This window comes from Methanobrevibacter sp. V74 (assembly GCF_963082495.1).
GTDB lineage: Archaea > Methanobacteriota > Methanobacteria > Methanobacteriales > Methanobacteriaceae > Methanocatella.
The window spans coordinates 1-18,428 of sequence record NZ_CAUJAN010000004.1; the positions used below are offsets into that span (position 1 = coordinate 1).

Genomic DNA, 18,428 nt, shown 5'->3' on the forward strand with positions numbered 1-18,428 from the left:
GGGTTTCTACAAGGTTAAATTGTTTTTTGATTATGCACTAAATTATTTCTCTATAATCAATTTAATTGCTTTAAATTATAAAAATAAACCCCAAAATATCTGGAAAACATTTTAATGAAAATTTTTTTGAAAATGAAATCATCTTGTTTTCATATGATTAAAGATGTTTAATTTATGTTTTACCAGATTATATTTAAGTATTGCCAATAATATGAATTTATTAAATTTAATATCGAATTTTAACAACAAAAAAGAAAACAATCACAAATAATGAAAAAAAATAAACACGGACATCGCATAAAAAAATAGTTTTAAAAAAGTTATAATAAATGTTATTATCTCTTTTTTAATTTAATTTTATCATTCTTCTTTGTGTTCTTTTATTCTATACCCCATGATTACTAATATTAATACCAATGCAATCATGCAATTACTTGAATATACTTTATATTGTCACTTTCAATTTTTTTATTTACTTCATAAGACTTTGAATCATCAACATCTGATTGATCACTACTTCTGCCTGCACCAGAAGATGAAGAAGCACTAGCAATATTTTCACCAGAAGACCCATAAGTATAATGTGTTGAATTAGAATTGCCGACTTTTGCTTGTGATTTGCTGTTATTATGATTATTTCCAAAAATATTCTTCTTATTAGTCAAACCATTATTCCCATTATTTATAGAATTACCTTTATCATCACCCTTGCCTCCGATAGAATTACCATTACTATCAAGCCAGCCTAATGATAAGCCACCACCTTTAAATGGATTTTTAAGATAAAATTTTAAATTATCAGAATAATCATCACTGGTCATTTTACGAACAAACTTAGAACCATCAGTATTATTAACAACAACATTTCCTGATCCTCCATAAACATATGCAGCACGATTACCTCCATACTTACGAGTATTTAAAATATTGTTTGCAATAATAAAATCACTAACAGAAGAACCACCACCACTTTTTAATGCAACCGCAAGATCACTATTAGTTGAAACATTATTATATTGAATATACTTATGATCACCACTAGTGGTCTGTGAATAACTAATTCCATAAACATTGAAACCCCTCTCAAATTTATTCACAGTACCAACGATAATAGTATTATTCATTATTTTATCATCAGAATCTTGAACTTCAATTCCAGCAACTAATGCCCAACTATGTTTACTAGCAAAACCGGTGACATTAATAAAGTTACTAATAATATCAATATGAGTTTTACCGTAATAATTTTGAGAATAAATACCGATATTTGGACCATTACTATAACTGCTAAGATTATTAAAAGCTATAAGAATATTTTCAGCTTGTCCTGTTACTTGAATTGGATAAGCAGTACCATGAGTCTCTTTACCGCCAGAAGTACGAATATGAATATTATTACCATAAATCACAACATTATTAGACAAATACAAATCCAAACCATATAAATAATTAACATCACCTTTACGAGTAATATAATCATTTTCTAAAATGGTATTTCTCTCAATTGTAGAATTATGACAAGCATAAATAAGTACGGCATCTAAAGTAGGTTCTCCTTGAGCAACACCATTAACAACACAACGAATATGATTATCAGATAATCTTAAATTATTACATGAATCTGCAGCAAAACCTGCAACAGCATCCATGCTAATACCTCCATAAATCTCAGCCATCCAATTAACAGCCCTTAAAGGCAATGAACAATTAATTATATTCCCTGAAACAATAGCATCAATAGTATTTGTCAAAACCATCCCATAATTATAACCACCAAGTAAAGCATTACCCTGCATATTCACAGTATTATTGACTAATTTAACACCACTTAATTTAGCATCTAAACCATTAGAATAAATTCCAAAACCAGTGACATTCTTAGGAACAATATAATTAATATTAACATTATAAACTGTGACATTATTAGCACTAACTAAAATACATGCACCTTCATTTTCGACAAAATCTTTATCCAAAACAAAATGTAAATTAGTTAACATAATCCCATTAGCTTTCAGGTTAAAAACAGTATTATTGAACAATGCATTACGTCCAATAATTAGTATCAGATGAATTAATGGTTATAACACCTTTGTCATTAAATTTACCATCAAAAGTCAAAATACTGCCACCATAATTACTTTTTAAAGTATTTGAATCATCAAAATACATTTTAAAGTTTATCTGATTAATCACATGGACAGTATCTTTCTGTGTTGTTAAAACATTCAAAGAAGAATGGGATTCATCAATACCAATTTCATCTGTTGCACCATATTGCAATGTTAAATTATCATTAACCTCTGTTGAAGCAGAAACAAGACCAAAACTAAACAAAATAACAATTAATATTGAAAATATTACTAAAATTGTCTTAATTTTCATTAAATCCCACCTTACATTTAATTCTGGCCTTAACATCCCATTATATAAAAAAAGACCAAAACGTAAAATAAAAATTATCAAATTTACTTTACTAACATTTATTTTAATTATTATCCATATTTAAATATTTGCAAATATAAAAATATTTAATTCAATAAAATTATATATTTGATTGAAATAAGTATTGAGAACAAAAATATGGACTGTGAATCTGAAAGATTAATTAAAAATCAATTAAAAAACACGAATGATTTTAAAAAATTCAAAAAATTGATTGATAATTCTAAAGCATATGAAGTTCCAAAATCATTAACTGGTGAGTTAAGACCATACCAAAAAATAGGTTATTCATGGTTGGTTCAAAATGTTAAATATAACTTTGGATGTATTTTAGCTGATGATATGGGACTTGGTAAGACGTTACAAATTCTAAGTGCAATTCTTCATTTTAAAGAAGTTAATTCCCTAGAAAACAAATCCTCACTAATAATTGTTCCACCAACATTATTGTCCAATTGGGAAAATGAAATTAAAAAATTCACACCAGAATTAACTTATTACATATATCATGGAACAAACAGAACTTTCCCTCTTGAAGAATATGACCTCATTTTGACTTCTTATGGAGTAATCCGACTTGATTTAGACATATTCCAAGATAAAACATGGTTCATATGTGTTATTGATGAAGCACAAAACATTAAAAATCCCAATACCCAACAAACAAAAGCAATTAAAAGTATTAAAGCTGAAAACAAGGTTGCACTAACAGGCACACCAATTGAAAATAAATTAACAGATTACTGGTCAATATTTGATTTTGTAAACAAAGGATATTTATCAAGTCTAGATAATTTTAAAGCTAATTATGTTATGAGAATTGAAAGACTGGAAGAGACAAAAACATTAGAAAAATTCAAAACAATAACAAAACCATTTGTTCTAAGACGACTGAAAACTGATGACAACATCAAAGAGGAACTTCCAGATAAAATCATCAATGACATTTACTGTAGTCTGACAAAAAAACAAATTAGATTATACAATGCAATAATGGAGGGTATTTTTGAAGATTTAGAAGGTAAAACCGGTATTGAAAGACGTGGAATTATTTTAAATATAATAACTGGTTTAAAACAAGTATGTAATCATCCCTCACAATTCCTCAAATCCGACAATCCTAAAATTAATGAATCAGGAAAAATGGAATTGTTAATCACGATTTTAGAAAATATTTTAGATGTAGATGAAAAAGTAATTATTTTTACCCAATATGCCCAAATGGGCAAAATCATAGAACAATTAGTTTCTAAAAAGCTAAAAACCAATGTATTATTCTTACATGGCTCATTAACACAACAAAAAAAAGCTGAAGTGATCTCTAATTTTCAAGAAAACAAAGAGTTTAAGATTTTAGTTGCAACACTGAAAACCGGAGGTGTTGGATTGAACCTAACAGCCGCACAAAATGTAATCCATTATGATTTATGGTGGAATCCTGCAATAGAAAACCAGGCAACAGACAGAGTACATAGAATTGGTCAGAAAAGTGATGTGATGGTTTATAGGTTCATTACTAAAGGAACCCTTGAAGAGGTAATTGATCAAATGAGTAAAAATAAATTAAATTTGGCCGAAAAGGCAATAAGCAATGATGAAACTTTCATTACAGAAATGACAAATGAAGAGTTGAAAGAAGCTTTAACTTTAAGACTGTAACTAATCAAACCTTAAACTAAAATTAAGGCTCCTAGATGAATGAGTTAATGCTCCAATAGAAATAATATCTACACCCAAATCGACATAATCCATTATATTTTCATCAATGACTCCTCCTGAAACTTCAATTAATGAATTTTGACGAATGTTTAAATTATTCAACTCATCAATCACTCTCTTAACCTCATCTGAAGACATGTTATCAAGCATTACAATATCAACACCATTTTCAACACATGCAACTGCATCCTCATGTGTTTCAACTTCGATTTCTATTTTTTTAGAAAAGCTGGTGTTCTTCTTTGCCTTTAACAGAGCATCTAAAGCGGAACTGCATGTTGCAATATGATTATCTTTAATTAAAACCATGTCATCTAGGCTAAAACGATGAGTATCTGCACCTCCAACTTTAAGAGCATATTTATCAAATTTAGAAATTGCTGGTGAAGTTTTGCGTGTTCCGGCAACTCTAACATTAGAATTATTTACTAAATTAACATAATAATTAGCTGCAGTTGCTACCCCACTCATCCTCATTGACAAATTTAGTGCAGTTCTCTCTAAAAGCAAAATAGCTCTTGCATCGCCAATCAACGAAATTAATACATCACCAGGAGATATTTTACTTCCATCTTTTAACCAGAACGTGACTTTAACACCATGTTCTTCAAATAAATCTCTAATAATATCAATACCTGCTAAAATACCATCATCTTTTGATACAATAACTGCATTTACAACTTTGCCTTTTTCAACTACCGCATCAGATGTTATATCACCAAATCCTTCATCTTCAACCAGCATATACTCAATAATTTTGTCCAAAAAATCACCTAAAAAGTTAATATAACTATGAATATATATTATTTCAATAAATATAAAAGTGATTACATTATGGAAATAACATTTTTAGGAACTTCATCGGCAGTCCATTCAAAAGAAAGAAATCACCCATCAATTGCCCTTAAAGCTTTTGGAGAAACCTGGCTGTTTGATTGTGGTGAAGCAACTCAAAAACAAATAATTTCAAGCAATATAAGTCCAATGAAAATCTCTAAAATATTTCTCACCCATTATCATGGCGATCATATTCTAGGCCTTCCAGGGCTTCTCCAGTCTATGAGCTTAAATGGTAGAGAATCTAAATTAACAATTTATGGACCAAAAGGATTGCATAAATTAAAAGACGCAATTTATTCTCTAGGATATTGCGCAATTGAATACCCAGTTGAATTTAGGGAAATAAACACTGGAATAATCGAAGATAATGACAAGTATTTTATTCAAGCACAAAGAGTTAAGCATAATGTACCTACACTTGCTTATGCAGTTGAAGAGAAAAAGAAGCCTAAATTTTTACGTGAAAAAGCACTTGAATTAGGCGTTCCTGAAGGTCCCGCTTTTGGACTCCTGCATAACGGTGAAGAAGTTGAAGTCGATGGCGAAATCATAAAACCTGAACAAGTGCTTGGAAAACCACGAAAAGGAATTAAAGTAACTTATTCTGGAGACACAAGACCTTGCGAAGAGATGATCATGCTTGCTCTTGACTCCACATTACTTATACATGAATCAACTTTCATACAGGAAGAAAATGCCAACGCAGTAGAACACTCACACTCCACATCAGTTGATGCTGCATACATTGCCCGTGAATCAAACAGCAAAGAGTTGATTTTAACCCATATTAGTACCAGATATACTAAAGAACATGAAAATATCATGTTAAAAGAAGCCAAAGAAGTCTTTAAGAATACTAAATTAGCTTATGACTTATTAGAAATTGAAGTTAAATGATTATTATGAACATTCCAACTATTAATGACCCAATTATGACTTTAGTTTGCACAATAATTGTTATTATGGCAACCCTAATAATAACTAAAATTATTGCCAGAATAATGAATAAAATGGAAAGATTTAAAGAAGATAAAACTGCAATGTACCTTATAACAGATATTATTGATTATGTAATCTATTTCATAGCATTAATAGTTATTTTACAATTTTTTGGAATTAATCTTGCAGGAACATTATTAAGTTTAGGTATTGTAGGTATTGCAGTGAGCTTTGCTGCAAAAGACATTATTTCCAATTTATTTTCCGGAATAATCTTGATTATAGGCAAAAGTGTAAAGGTCGGAGATACCATTGAAATTGATGGTGAAAAAGGCATTGTCAAAAGAATTTCACTTAGATCAACCCTTATTGTTAATGACATAGGTGTTAAAAATATTGTTCCAAATTCTACTTTGACAAATAATCCTTACTTACAATATAAAACTCCTGAAAAGTATAGAGTGGATATATTTGCAGGATTGCCCCTAAATATTGATATTGAAGAATTTAAAGCCTATATCATTGAAAAAATGGAAAGTCACAAGGACATTTCTAGTTATCCCAAACCCAATGTTTATGCAAAAGAAATTAATTTTAAACAAAGTAAAGTGAAAGTATCTTTTTGGGTAAATAATTTTAATGATAAAGACAAATATAAAATAATAATTACAAATGACATACGAAATTATATTGAATAGGTGGAAAGATGAGTAGTTCCCTTCAAGAAGAAATTTTAGAATTAAAAGATGAGAAAAATGCAATTATACTTGCGCACAACTACCAACCAAAAGAAGTTCAAGAAATTGCAGACTTTTTAGGAGATTCATTAGAATTATGCATAAAAGCTTCTGAAATTGATGATAAAGATTTAGTTGTATTTTGTGGTGTTGATTTCATGGCAGAAACCGCATTTATATTGAATCCCAATAAAAAAATCATCATACCAACACTAGAAGCTGAATGTCCAATGGCCCATATGCTTCCAGAAGAAGAATTATTAAAAGCTAAGAAAAAACATCCTGATGCAGGAGTTATCCTTTATGTAAACAGTATTGCTGAAGCAAAACAACATGCGGATACCTTATGCACTTCAGCCAATGCAGTTAAAGTTGCAACAAGCTTACCTCATGATAAAATCCTATTTGGACCTGATAAAAACTTAGGAACCCATGTTTCGGAAAAAGTTGATAAAGAAATAATTTATGTTCCAAAAGACGGTTACTGTTATGTTCACAGATTATTTGCAGTTGAAGATGTGGAACTTAAAAGAAAAGAATATCCAAATGCAGAGATAATCTGCCACCCCGAATGTAAAATTGAAGTTCAGAATGCATGTGATGAAGTAATGTCCACTGGTGGAATGTTAAAACACATTGCTGAAAGTGATAAAGAAGAATTTGTTATTGGAACTGAAATTGACATGATTACAAGAATCAATTCAGAGGTTCCGGGCAAAAAATTATATCCTTTACTTGAAGGAGCTATCTGCGAGACTATGAAACTTCATACTCTTGAAAAAGTTAGAGACTCACTTGTAAATGAAACTCCAGAAGTTACATTGCCTAAAGATGTGGCCGACAAATCTAGAAAAGCAGTGGAAAACATGTTAAACGTTTAAATAGCTAGTTTTAAACTAGTTACTTATTTCTTATTTTATATTACTTAAAAATTCCTTCAATTCATCATCAATAATTGGATGTTCATCATATTCTTGATAATTATCAGATGATTTAAACAATACTACTTTTGAATTTTCAATTAAATCCTCTAATGGCAATAAATCAAATTCTGGAGCATAATACACATCATTATCAGTGCCGACGATTAACACATTTGTTTTTATATTTTTTAACTTATCTTCCAGATTATATTCTAAAATTGCATCATTTCTAAATTTGAAATCATATACATCTACAAATAATCCTTCATCAACAAAATCATCCATCAACACATCAATTTCATCATTAGACATTTTTTGAAACATTCTTTTAGAAAAATAATTCGAATATAATAATCTATTAATAGAAACCATCATTCTGGATAATGAATCAGTATATACATCAGAATAAAAATCATCAGATAAATCTAAAATACTGTCCATGCATTTGGAAATCACATACCTATATCCGTTTGTTTTATAGGAACTGCCGGAAATCATTATAAAGTCCATTTCATCCGGATATTCGCATGCCCAGGTATATACTTCATATCCTCCCAATCCCCGTCCCATAATACCATGTACCCTTTCAATGTTGAATCGCTCTTTTAGAAATTGCCTTTTGAAATTGACACGATCTTTAATAGTATATTTTGGAAAATTATGTTTTAAATTAGTAACTGATGGTGAACAAGAATTTGGAAACCCCAATGAGGTTGCAAAAATAAAATAATAACTATCATAATCGAAAATTTTACCTTCACCAATAATACGATAAAGATTATCTAATGAAGAATAATTTTCATTGAAACTATGGCAGTAAACGATTGCATTAGTCATATTTCCATCATCGTCATATTTTGGAGTGCCCTTAGCTAAATATTCCACATCAACATCGTTTAATATATCTCCAGATTCAAATTCAAATTCATCTATAATAAACTTGTCATAATCAATAAATACCTCATTATAAACCATATTAATCCTCCAAATACATTTAATTAATTATAATATTAAACGAATTATATATAATTATCCATAATAAAAATAAAAAGTAAAAATAAACAATAATGCACAAAAGTATTCATAAATCCTCTAAAAAACTATTTAAAAATACAAACATTTCAATTTCTTCACGTGCTTTAAAATCATCAAATCTGAATTTTGCAACATCACTTTGAAAAGGATATAATTCATCTTCAAAATACATTTTAATTACAAGAACATCACCAGCAATTTTACTTTCTTCTTCAAGATTTTCATTTAAACCCTGCAATTGCCCTTGAGATAAATTATAAACCGAATATTCAACAAAATTAACCTCACCCTGACCATAATCAGTAATTTTTACATCCAAAATATCACCTAAAATTTATCCATGAATTCTTTTAATTCATCAGAAATACTCACAAGATCATTGAAACATAAATGCCCTAAATCAGAATCCATTATAATCAACTGTGAATCCTTAATCATCTCAGACATTGGAATTGCATCAAGTTCAGGTGGAAAATGAGGATCTTGTTTACAAGAAATTATTAAAACCTTAGATTTGATTTTATCTAGCTCATTTTCAACATCATAATCCATGCAGGATCCATTACAATATTTTAAATCATAAATGTCAACATCCATCATCTCATTGCCGAAATTTTCAAATTCACTAGCCAATTCCATATTAGACATTTCCCTCAATGATTCTTTAGAAAGTCCAAAGTTAAATTCAGCTAAATTAGCTATTCTCAGGGTTCTAAGTAGAGAATAAGTCATTTTACCTTTAGCATAATCCGGGTCAGAGGTTATGATTTCATCAACAAATTTTGAAAGGATAAAATCATGACCCGCTACTTTATAACTACTAACACCAACAATTATAAAATCTGCAAAGTCAGGATAATTAATAGCCCAGGTTAAGCTAACAAAACCTCCCATGGAATTGCCAATCATTCCTAAAACATGGGAAATATTAAATTTTTCAACTAAAAATTGTTTTTGGAAATTAACAACATCAAGAATGGAATATTTTGGAAATTTACTGTTTAATCCAGTAGTTGAAGGAGAACATGATGCTGGAGATCCTAAAGCAGTTAAAGATATGAAAAAATATTTGTTTTCATCAAAAACATCACCATCACCAACTAATGGAGCTACTTTCTTCATTGAGGAATAATTGCCAAGAGACCCATGGCAATAAATAATTGCATTTTTAATTAAACCCTCATCATCATATAGTGGAGTTCCAAAAGTCATATACTCAACTTTAACATCATTTAAGACTTTTCCACTTTTAAATTCAAATGAATCCATAGTATAATATTCATTTTTACTTTCAAAATATTCCTCGTCGTAAATTTGAATTCCTCCTGAAATAATGTATAAATCTATGAAAAACAAATTATTTAAATTAAACTAAACAATGTTAATTGTGATGAAATATAAAATTTTAGAAAAGCCAACTTGTCAAGAAGCATATGATTTAATCGAGGAGGCTCTTAGAAAAAAGGCAACAATCATGATTTTTGCATGTTGTAAAGTCAATTATGAAGGAAGAGCTTTAAGCGAGCTTAACTGGGGCGAACGCATAATACTGATTAAGCCAGATGGAGCATTCCTAATTCATCAAGAAAAAAAGGTAGAACCCGTTAATTGGCAACCGCCAAAATCTCGAACAAGAGCATATATTAAAAACGATAATTTATTCCTTGAAAGTCATAGAAGAACCCCTAAAGAATTATTAACCGTGGAAATAAGACAAACCCAATTTATCAACTATGCAAATATTGAAGACTTTGAAGAACTTGAACAGGCAGGATATGAAAAAGACATGGGAGACATGATTATGGATAAACCACATGTAATTGAAGAAGGTTTCACACCCACTGCTCGTGAATATAGTGTTGAACATGGATTTATAGACATTTTAGGAAAAGATAGTGACAATAATTTAATGATTTTAGAACTAAAAGCTCGCAAAGCCGGAGTTACTGCTGTAAAGCAACTTAGACGATACATTCAGGACATGGAAAATACTGAAAATGACTATCTAAGAGAAGTTGAAGCTGAAAAGAAAAAAATTAGAGGACTGCTTGTTGCACCATCCCTTATGGATGACGCACTGGAAATGATTGAAGAGGAAGGCATTGAATTTGTATCAGTTGAACCCCCTCGTGAGCTTAAAAGAGACAAAAAAGTAACATTGGATTTCTTTTAATCTAATGCCTTTTCAATTTTTTTTATTTCATTATCAAAATAGTGTTTAGTAAACTCATTTGCCGGAATTGAAATAGTTACATGGCAGTTTTTTTCTAATTTGTAAATAAGGTAATCTTCACTTTCAAGAGAAACAGACCCGTCCTCATTTAAAACATCGAGATTGTCCAGTTCAGACAAGATAGTTTCATATTCATTTTTTTCTAATTCAATAACATCATCTAATTCCATTTCCTGAACTGTTGGATTTAAGTGTAAGGCAATAGCTACAAATCCATTAACTTTTCTATCATCTACAGAAAATTCAGAACTTCTAATTTCATCCATAGAAAATTTAATATGGGTTATTGTGTTTTTAGTAACTGGAATTTCTTTTGATAAACCAATTTGATTAACTTCATAATGGTTTTTCCAATCACCAATTTTGTAAATTGCATAATTTATATCATCAAGATTGATAATTTTATCATCATCCATAATATCACATATATTAAATATGTTTTTATACAATAAATAATAAATGTAACTTTTAATGGAGGTTAATCTGTGAAAAAATGTCCTGAATGCGGAAATCCTAGTTATGATGGTGCTCCTATTTGTGGAAATTGTGGTTATAACTTTCCAAAACCGAAAGTTGTAACCCCGAAAAGCGAAGATATTTTCCAAAAAGAGCCTAAAGTTGAAAAAAATTCCAATGATGAAGATACAATAAGTATCATTAAACAACGTAAACTTATTATTGGAATTATAATAGCTATAACTTTAATTGTTATTTGTGGAATCGTATTGACCGGATCAAATAATCAAAATAATTCTAATTCACTTATTCAATCTAATGATATGCTTAAATATACTTCCGGCGATTTTTCATTTAAATATCCTAGCAGTTGGAAATCAATCAATCTGACCGATATAGAGCATCCTGGAGCTATCTTTTTCCAAAATAAAAATAATGTAACCATTGAGTATTATAATGTAAGTAATGATTCTAACTCTTTAAAGGAAATAACTCAAAATAGAATTAGTACTGCTCAAACTAATGGAAATTATGTCGAACTTGTTGAAACAATAACTTTAGATGGTAGAAACGCATCAAATATTCTTTTAGAAAATGCTGATGGTGATTATACTAGGTATATTTCTATGTTTAGTGATGGAAAGTTACATGTCTTTAAAATAACTGGAGACTCTGAAAACTCACTTTCCTCTGAAGATATTGAAAGCACTATTAGTTCTGCTGATATTGCTTAAGTATGATTTAAATCATACTTTTTTTATTTTTAAATTTCAATATGACAAAAATTAAACTTGCACTTTGTCAAATGAATGTCATAGACAATAAAGCGGCGAATATTAAAAAAGCTAGCTTGATGATAGAAGAAAGTGTTAAAAATAATGCTGATTTTATAGTTTTACCTGAAATGTTTAACTGTCCTTACTCTAATGATAAATTTATTGAATATAGTGAAGAAGAGCAAGACAGCCCCACCTTAAACAAAATTTCAGCATTAGCAAAGAAGAATGAGGTTTATATTTTAGCTGGATCAATTCCTGAAAGAGAATCAGACAGATTATACAACACTAGCTATTTATTTAACCGGAAAGGCGAAATAATAGCTAAACATAGAAAAATGCATCTTTTTGACATTGACATTGAAGACCAAATTACTTTTAAAGAGTCAGATGTATTGACTGCAGGAGACGAATTTACAATCGCCAATACAGAATTCGGCAAAATAGGCATTGGAATTTGCTATGATATTCGTTTTGTTGAGCTTGCAAGAATTATGGTTGAAAATAAGGCATTGCTTCTTTTCTATCCAGGGGCATTTAATATGGCAACTGGCCCTGCCCATTGGGAGTTATTATTCCGTTCAAGAGCTCTTGACAACCAAGTTTTCTGCATAGGCGTTGCACCTGCACTAAATAAAGATGCAAGTTACCACAGTTATGGCCATTCAATTGTCACAAATCCATGGGGCGAAGTTATTGTCCAGTCAAATGAAAAAGAAGATTTGATATTTTGCGAAATCGATTTAGATGAAATAAAAAAAGTAAGAGAGGAAATTCCCCTTTTAAAAAATAAAAGAAAAGATTTATATGAAGTTATTTGCAAATAACTATTTTAATTTGGCTAATCTTTTCGTGAAGTACTCTAATTTTTTATCATTATCAGAAAATACTTCAATTGCTGTTTCAATGACCCTTACCTCATTATCATAGTCATTGGCTTTTCTGTATAAAATACATAATCTTTTATATGGAGCATCTTTATCCTGTTTTGATTCAACGTAACGTTCATATTCCTTGATAGCTTTTTGAAGATTAGTTTTTTCCATTTCTTTAATTGTGCTAATTGGAATAACTTTTGCAACACTTTCACCAGCTGCTTTTGCTTTTTGTCTTTTTTGAGCTTTTTTAATGGCTTTATTGCATGATTTTTTGAAGTCTTTATCTTTTTCAGCTTTTCTTGCATCTTTGATTAGATTAATAGATTCCTCAGTTGCAAGATCTCCTAATGCTTGAATAGCTGCAAGTCTAACTCCCCAATCCTCATCATCAAGACATTTAGCAATGAAATCTAGTTCATCTTCAGCTTGAAGTTCTCCGAGTGCACGTACTGCAACCTTTCTAACTCCAAAGTCCTCGTCTTCTGTTGATTTGACAAAAGAATCAATGACTTTTTTATTTTCAGTTTCTTTAAGTGCAAATGCAAGGAAACGTTTATCTTTACCTTCTGCATTTTCAAATTCATCAATTAATTTATCAACAGCCACCTCACCCATACTTCCTAATATTTCAGCAGCTTTAAATCTGACTTGGGCATTGTCATCAGTAGTAGCTTTAATTAATGGTTCAATTGCTTCCTCATCAGTGATGCCAACTAATGATTCGACAGCTTCTTTTCTGATACTGACATCCTCATTTGATAAATCGTTAATAGTATCATTAAAATTTAAATTTGACATAGTAAATAATTAGATTTTAAGAATATATAATAATACCCATTACTTAAATTTCATTAAAAATAGTTAAATCAATTATAAATATGTTATTGAAATAAAAAAATAAGGGAAAAAATCCCTTATCTAAATAGCTGTCCATCCACCATCAATACAGATTAATTGACCAGTACAGAAACTTGATGCATCAGAGGCCAAGTAAATTGCAATACCATCCAATTCACCAAGTTTACCTAAGCGGCCTGCCGGACAATATGCTGCAATGAGGTCCATGAATCCATCCATTTCAATAGAAGCTACAGTTAATTCAGTTTCAAATACCGCAGGACCAATAGCGTTTACAGTAATATTGTATTTGGCCCATTCTACTGCTAAGTTTTTGGTTAAGTTCATTACTCCACCTTTAGCAGATGAGTATGCGCTAATTCCTCCACCGGGGAAGATTACTCTTGAGTGGATTAAACCAATGTTAATGATTTTACCATATTCCTGTTCAATCATTATTTCCCCAACAGCTTTACACATGTAGTATACACCACTTAAATCAATGTGAATGTGTCTTTCCCATTCTTCATTTGATTGATCAGTAACCATTTTGTTATTGCCCATACCTGCAGCGTTAACCAAAATATCAATCCTACCCATATTCATCCATAACTTTTGCAACCGCCGCAGTTATACTGTCATAATCTCCTACATCACATACAGCATAGATAGCATCAACTCCATATTCTTTTTCTATTTCAGCTACGTTTTCTAACAATCTTTCTTCTCTTCTTGCAAATAATGCTAATCTAGCACCTTGACTTGCATATGCCTGTGCAATTTGCCAGCCAAGTCCAGATGAAGCACCGGTTATTACTGCCACTTTATCTTTTATATCAAAATAGTTTTTCATTTAACATTCCACTTAGGCATAAGGCTATGTTAATTATTTTAAAATTTAAAGTATTTAACTATTTTTATTTAATTTATTTCGTAAATATAGAAATTAAATCCAATAAATTATAAAAAATATTAAAAAATATTCCTAAAAATAAACAGTCCCATAACGAATACAATTAATAATTTTTATGAACACCCAAGTATTTGAATTTGACAAAAAACTGTTTAAAAATAATACCCCAATTATAAAAAGATACAATAATATTAAATAAATTGACACAAATAAAATAAAAAATGTTAGTAAAAGACGGGGAACATTAAATGATTGAAGAGCAAAACAAAACATATTCAAAAAAACAAATTTACAAAACACTTCACCCATGGGTTAGACAATGGTTTGAATCCCAATTCAAAGATTTCACACCCGCTCAGAAAAAATCGATCATAGATATCCACAAAAACAATAACATACTTATATCTTCACCAACAGGTTCAGGTAAAACATTAACAGCATTTTTATCAGTAATCAGTAAGTTAACAAGTCTTGCTGAGAAAGAAAAGCTTGAAGATAAAGTTTACTGCATTTACATCTCACCCCTAAAAGCATTAGATAATGATATCGAAAAAAATTTAGACGAACCCCTAAAAGAAATTGAAAAAATAGCTGGTCAGAACTTAGGAATAAGAAAAACGGTGCGAACCGGCGATACAAGCCAATATCAAAGACAAAAAATGCTTAAAAAACCGCCGCACATTTTAATTACAACCCCTGAAACATTATCAATCTTACTAGTGGCCCCTAAATTTAGAGAAAAATTAAGTCATGTGAAATATGTTATTGTTGATGAAATTCACTCATTAGCTGAAAATAAACGAGGAGTAGATTTAAGTTTATCTCTTGAAAGGCTGCAGCACCTAATTGGACAATATACAAGAATCGGCCTATCAGCAACAGTAAGTCCAATTGAAGAAGTTGCAAGATTTTTAGTAGGTTATGAATATGGAGTAGAGCGAAACTGCAAAATAGTTAATATAAACTATTTAAAAGAACTTGACATGGAGGTAATGTGTCCAGTAAGCGATATTGTACTTGCTGATGAAGAAGACATACGACTTGGAATGTATGACTTGCTTGATGATTTAATTCAGGAAAACAAGACCACATTAATATTTACAAATACAAGAAGTGGAACAGAACGTTTTGTTTATAATTTAAAGAAAATGTATCCGATGAATTATGATAATGACAATATCATGGCTCACCATTCTTCACTTTCAAAAGAAGCACGTCTTGAAACAGAAAATAAACTAAAGGAAGGAAAATTAAAAGCTGTCGTTTCATCAACATCCCTAGAACTTGGCATTGACATTGGATATATTGATCTTGTAGTTTTAATAAACTCGCCGAAATCAGTTGCAAGAGCTCTTCAAAGAATCGGTAGAAGCGGACACAGGCTACATGAGAAATCACATGGAAAAATCATAGTAACCGACCGTGATGATTTAGTAGAATGTTCAGTTCTTCTAAAAAATGCAAAAGAAGGTAAAATTGATAAAATCACGATACCAACAAACTGTCTTGATGTATTGGCCCAACATATTTACGGAATGAGTATTGAAAATCCATGGGATATTGATTATGCATATGACGTGATAAGGAAGAGTTATTGTTATAAAGACCTAACAAGAGATGATTATGAAAATGTATTGAGTTATCTTGCTGGAGAATATCCTGAACTTGAAGAACATTATGTTTATGCTAAAATTTGGATTGATTATAAAGAAAATACCTTTGGAAAAAGAGGAAAGCTAGCCAGAATGCTTTATTCGACAAATATTGGAACAATACCAGATTCATCTGGAGTGCTTGTTAAATATGATGGTGAAACAGTTGGTAAAATTGAAGAGTCATTTATGGAGAGACTGAAAAAAGGAGACACATTCGTTTTGGGAGGTAGAACATATCGATTCAATTATGGAAAAGGAATGACTATAAATGTAACTCCTGCAAGCGGACCTCCGACAATACCTTCATGGTTTTCACAACAACTGCCACTATCATTTGACCTTGCAATGGATATACAAAAATTTAGATCGTTTATGGACTCTAAATTTGAATATAGGAAAAGTAAAGAAGAAATCATGGAATTTATCTATGATTATTTATATGTAGATGAATTTGCAGCCAATTCAATATATGAATACTTTGTCGAACAATACAAATATGCTAGAATTCCATCCAATAGAAGGTTATTAATTGAATACTATAAAGGATTCGGAGGGAGGAAATTTGTAATATTTCATTCATTATTCGGACGAAAAGTCAATGATGCACTATCCCGTGCAGTTGCTTATGTTGTTGCTCAAAAATACAATACCAATGTTACCATTTCAATATCAGACAATGGTTTTTATTTAAGCTCAGATGGCACTATTGGAGGACTGGAGTCATTTAAAAAATTAACTCCTGAAAATTTCGAGCAAATATTATCAAATTCATTAAATAAAACAGAAACATTAGCTTCCCGCTTTAGACATTGTGCTGGAAGATCATTGATGACACTTAGAAAATATAAGGGAGAATCTAAATCAGTTGGTCGCCAACAAGTTAGAGGAAAAATATTACTTAAGTTCGTTCAAGGCATGGATGAGGATTTCTCAATTCTAAAAGAAGCTAGAAGAGAAGCAATGGAAGATTATATGGATGTTAAAAATGCCTTAAAAGTTATCAAAATTGTCGATAGTGGTGAGCTAGAAATTAAAACAATAGACACTGTTATTCCAAGTCCATTTGCATTTAATTTAGTTTCACAAGGATACTTAGATATCTTAAATCAAAATGACAAAAACGAATTTACAAAAAGAATGCATCAAGCAATCGTTGAGCAAATTAAAGATAAACTAAAAGATATTTATTAAAAGTCAAAAGATAAACATATTATAAATGATGTTAAATAATTAATTAAAAAGGTGATAATATGACTAAATGGAGTGCAGTATTTATCGGATTCATATTTGCTGTTGCTGTAAAATCATTTTTCGCACATTATGAATTTGTAGGATTGTTAATTGTAGGATTCATTACAGGATACATTGCTCATTCTGGAGCATTAAGTGGACTTTGGAATGCTGCTGTTGCAGGAGCCTTAGGTACAATTATTGCAGCAATATTATTTGTTTTAATTGTAACATTTGGAGGCAGTTTTGCAGGAATGTTTGGAGGATTAACCGGATTCACACTCTCTGGAGTCGCTAGCATAATCACAATTATTGAATCATTAATTTATTATGCAATTGTAATGGGAATTACAGGAGCCGTTGGAGGAGCATTAGCTTCTAAAAATTAATTTTTGGAGATATGAAATGAATAAATTCGTAGATTTTAATATGAAATCATTGGTATTTGGAGCCGCAATAGCTGCTGCATTTATTATATTTGGATGGCAATTTTGGGATTGGTTTTATCCTTTCTCAGCAATAGGTCTTTTATATGCTGGATACGGTCAAAATGACCTGAAAATGGGAGCCATTATAGGAGCAATCGCATCAACACCCATTATCGCTTTAACATTCAAAGGATATATGGGTCAATTTAGTGGAATTTTCTTAACTGAAAACGGAATGATGGGTTTAACCATCTTAATCATTGTTGTAGGTGCTTTCGTTGGTTTTGTTGGTGCATGGACAAAAAGAAGTCGTGTAAAAGCATTAGAGGAATACGAAAAAAAACAGAAAATCGGAAAAAATAAAAACAAAAAATAATAACAAAT

Annotated in this window: 20 protein-coding genes; 10 read left to right on the forward strand and 10 right to left on the reverse strand. The window is 30.4% G+C overall.

What is annotated here, in order from left to right:
* Nucleotides 1-422 precede the first annotated feature (422 nt).
* The gene (locus tag Q9969_RS07030; protein ID WP_305555758.1) at nucleotides 423-2,000 is read right to left on the reverse strand and encodes a hypothetical protein; all 1,578 of its coding nucleotides are present in this window, start codon (nucleotides 1,998-2,000) and stop codon (nucleotides 423-425) included.
* 46 nt (nucleotides 2,001-2,046) lie between these two features.
* On the reverse strand, nucleotides 2,047-2,385 hold the full coding sequence (locus tag Q9969_RS07035) for a hypothetical protein (protein WP_305555761.1): 339 nt from the start codon (nucleotides 2,383-2,385) through the stop codon (nucleotides 2,047-2,049).
* Between the two features lie 198 nt (nucleotides 2,386-2,583).
* Here Q9969_RS07035 and Q9969_RS07040 point away from each other — a divergent pair, with 198 nt between their 5' ends.
* The gene (locus Q9969_RS07040) at nucleotides 2,584-4,104 is read left to right on the forward strand and encodes a DEAD/DEAH box helicase (protein WP_305515578.1); all 1,521 of its coding nucleotides are present in this window, start codon (nucleotides 2,584-2,586) and stop codon (nucleotides 4,102-4,104) included.
* Here Q9969_RS07040 and nadC read toward each other — a convergent pair whose 3' ends face one another.
* On the reverse strand, nucleotides 4,105-4,929 hold the full coding sequence (gene nadC / locus Q9969_RS07045) for a carboxylating nicotinate-nucleotide diphosphorylase (RefSeq protein WP_305555764.1): 825 nt from the start codon (nucleotides 4,927-4,929) through the stop codon (nucleotides 4,105-4,107).
* 69 nt (nucleotides 4,930-4,998) lie between these two features.
* Between nadC and rnz the strand changes: the two genes are divergently transcribed.
* From rnz to nadA, 3 genes are read left to right on the forward strand one after another with little or no spacing between them, the layout of a single operon-like run.
* Nucleotides 4,999-5,901, forward strand: a complete 903-nt coding sequence (gene rnz / locus Q9969_RS07050) for a ribonuclease Z (protein ID WP_305515582.1) — start codon at nucleotides 4,999-5,001, stop codon at nucleotides 5,899-5,901.
* 5 nt (nucleotides 5,902-5,906) lie between these two features.
* Nucleotides 5,907-6,641, forward strand: coding sequence for a mechanosensitive ion channel domain-containing protein (locus tag Q9969_RS07055; RefSeq protein ID WP_305555767.1), 735 nt, complete (start codon nucleotides 5,907-5,909; stop codon nucleotides 6,639-6,641).
* A gap of 8 nt (nucleotides 6,642-6,649) precedes the next feature.
* Nucleotides 6,650-7,561: a quinolinate synthase NadA gene (gene nadA / locus Q9969_RS07060; protein WP_305515587.1), complete on the forward strand. Its 912-nt coding sequence runs from the start codon at nucleotides 6,650-6,652 to the stop codon at nucleotides 7,559-7,561.
* Between the two features lie 30 nt (nucleotides 7,562-7,591).
* On the opposite strand, the gene Q9969_RS07065 is transcribed toward nadA, so the two are convergent.
* From Q9969_RS07065 to Q9969_RS07075, 3 genes are all read right to left on the reverse strand, one after another.
* Complete coding sequence (locus Q9969_RS07065) at nucleotides 7,592-8,578, reverse strand: alpha/beta fold hydrolase (protein WP_305515589.1); 987 nt, start codon at nucleotides 8,576-8,578, stop codon at nucleotides 7,592-7,594.
* A 106-nt stretch (nucleotides 8,579-8,684) separates the two neighbouring features.
* Nucleotides 8,685-8,957 (reverse strand): DUF5750 family protein, encoded by a 273-nt coding sequence (locus Q9969_RS07070; RefSeq protein ID WP_305515591.1) that lies wholly within the window; start codon nucleotides 8,955-8,957, stop codon nucleotides 8,685-8,687.
* A gap of 8 nt (nucleotides 8,958-8,965) precedes the next feature.
* The gene (locus Q9969_RS07075; RefSeq protein ID WP_342765959.1) at nucleotides 8,966-9,907 is read right to left on the reverse strand and encodes an alpha/beta fold hydrolase; all 942 of its coding nucleotides are present in this window, start codon (nucleotides 9,905-9,907) and stop codon (nucleotides 8,966-8,968) included.
* Between the two features lie 121 nt (nucleotides 9,908-10,028).
* Here Q9969_RS07075 and nucS point away from each other — a divergent pair, with 121 nt between their 5' ends.
* Nucleotides 10,029-10,811 carry an endonuclease NucS gene (gene nucS, locus Q9969_RS07080; RefSeq protein ID WP_305515596.1) on the forward strand — a complete coding sequence of 261 codons (783 nt, stop codon included), beginning with the start codon at nucleotides 10,029-10,031 and terminating at the stop codon, nucleotides 10,809-10,811.
* Here the strand turns inward: nucS and Q9969_RS07085 are convergent.
* On the reverse strand, nucleotides 10,808-11,287 hold the full coding sequence (locus tag Q9969_RS07085) for a hypothetical protein (RefSeq protein WP_305555772.1): 480 nt from the start codon (nucleotides 11,285-11,287) through the stop codon (nucleotides 10,808-10,810). The genes nucS and Q9969_RS07085 overlap by 4 nt on opposite strands.
* A 69-nt stretch (nucleotides 11,288-11,356) precedes the next feature.
* On the opposite strand from Q9969_RS07085, the gene Q9969_RS07090 reads away from it, so the two are divergent.
* Both Q9969_RS07090 and Q9969_RS07095 read left to right on the forward strand, forming a co-directional pair.
* A complete protein-coding gene (locus Q9969_RS07090) occupies nucleotides 11,357-12,061 on the forward strand; it encodes a PsbP-related protein (protein WP_305555775.1) in 705 nt (234 codons plus the stop codon).
* Nucleotides 12,062-12,102: 41 nt separating this feature from the next.
* A complete protein-coding gene (locus Q9969_RS07095; protein WP_305555778.1) occupies nucleotides 12,103-12,930 on the forward strand; it encodes a carbon-nitrogen hydrolase family protein in 828 nt (275 codons plus the stop codon).
* Here Q9969_RS07095 and Q9969_RS07100 read toward each other — a convergent pair whose 3' ends face one another.
* The 3 genes from Q9969_RS07100 to Q9969_RS07110 form a co-directional block, all read right to left on the reverse strand.
* Nucleotides 12,931-13,779 carry a HEAT repeat domain-containing protein gene (locus Q9969_RS07100; protein ID WP_305555781.1) on the reverse strand — a complete coding sequence of 283 codons (849 nt, stop codon included), beginning with the start codon at nucleotides 13,777-13,779 and terminating at the stop codon, nucleotides 12,931-12,933.
* Nucleotides 13,780-13,899: 120 nt separating this feature from the next.
* Nucleotides 13,900-14,418, reverse strand: a complete 519-nt coding sequence (locus tag Q9969_RS07105) for an SDR family oxidoreductase (RefSeq protein ID WP_305555784.1) — start codon at nucleotides 14,416-14,418, stop codon at nucleotides 13,900-13,902.
* Complete coding sequence (locus Q9969_RS07110) at nucleotides 14,411-14,671, reverse strand: SDR family NAD(P)-dependent oxidoreductase (protein WP_305555787.1); 261 nt, start codon at nucleotides 14,669-14,671, stop codon at nucleotides 14,411-14,413. Before Q9969_RS07110 ends, Q9969_RS07105 begins: the two co-directional genes overlap by 8 nt.
* A gap of 308 nt (nucleotides 14,672-14,979) precedes the next feature.
* Between Q9969_RS07110 and Q9969_RS07115 the strand changes: the two genes are divergently transcribed.
* Genes Q9969_RS07115 through Q9969_RS07125 form a run of 3 tightly spaced genes read left to right on the forward strand, consistent with a single transcriptional unit; the run spans nucleotide 14,980 to nucleotide 18,420 of the window.
* Nucleotides 14,980-17,577, forward strand: coding sequence for an ATP-dependent helicase (locus Q9969_RS07115; RefSeq protein ID WP_305555790.1), 2,598 nt, complete (start codon nucleotides 14,980-14,982; stop codon nucleotides 17,575-17,577).
* 59 nt (nucleotides 17,578-17,636) lie between these two features.
* Complete coding sequence (locus Q9969_RS07120; protein WP_305555793.1) at nucleotides 17,637-18,005, forward strand: DUF5518 domain-containing protein; 369 nt, start codon at nucleotides 17,637-17,639, stop codon at nucleotides 18,003-18,005.
* 16 nt (nucleotides 18,006-18,021) lie between these two features.
* Nucleotides 18,022-18,420, forward strand: a complete 399-nt coding sequence (locus tag Q9969_RS07125; protein WP_305555796.1) for a hypothetical protein — start codon at nucleotides 18,022-18,024, stop codon at nucleotides 18,418-18,420.
* Nucleotides 18,421-18,428: the final 8 nt, after the last annotated feature.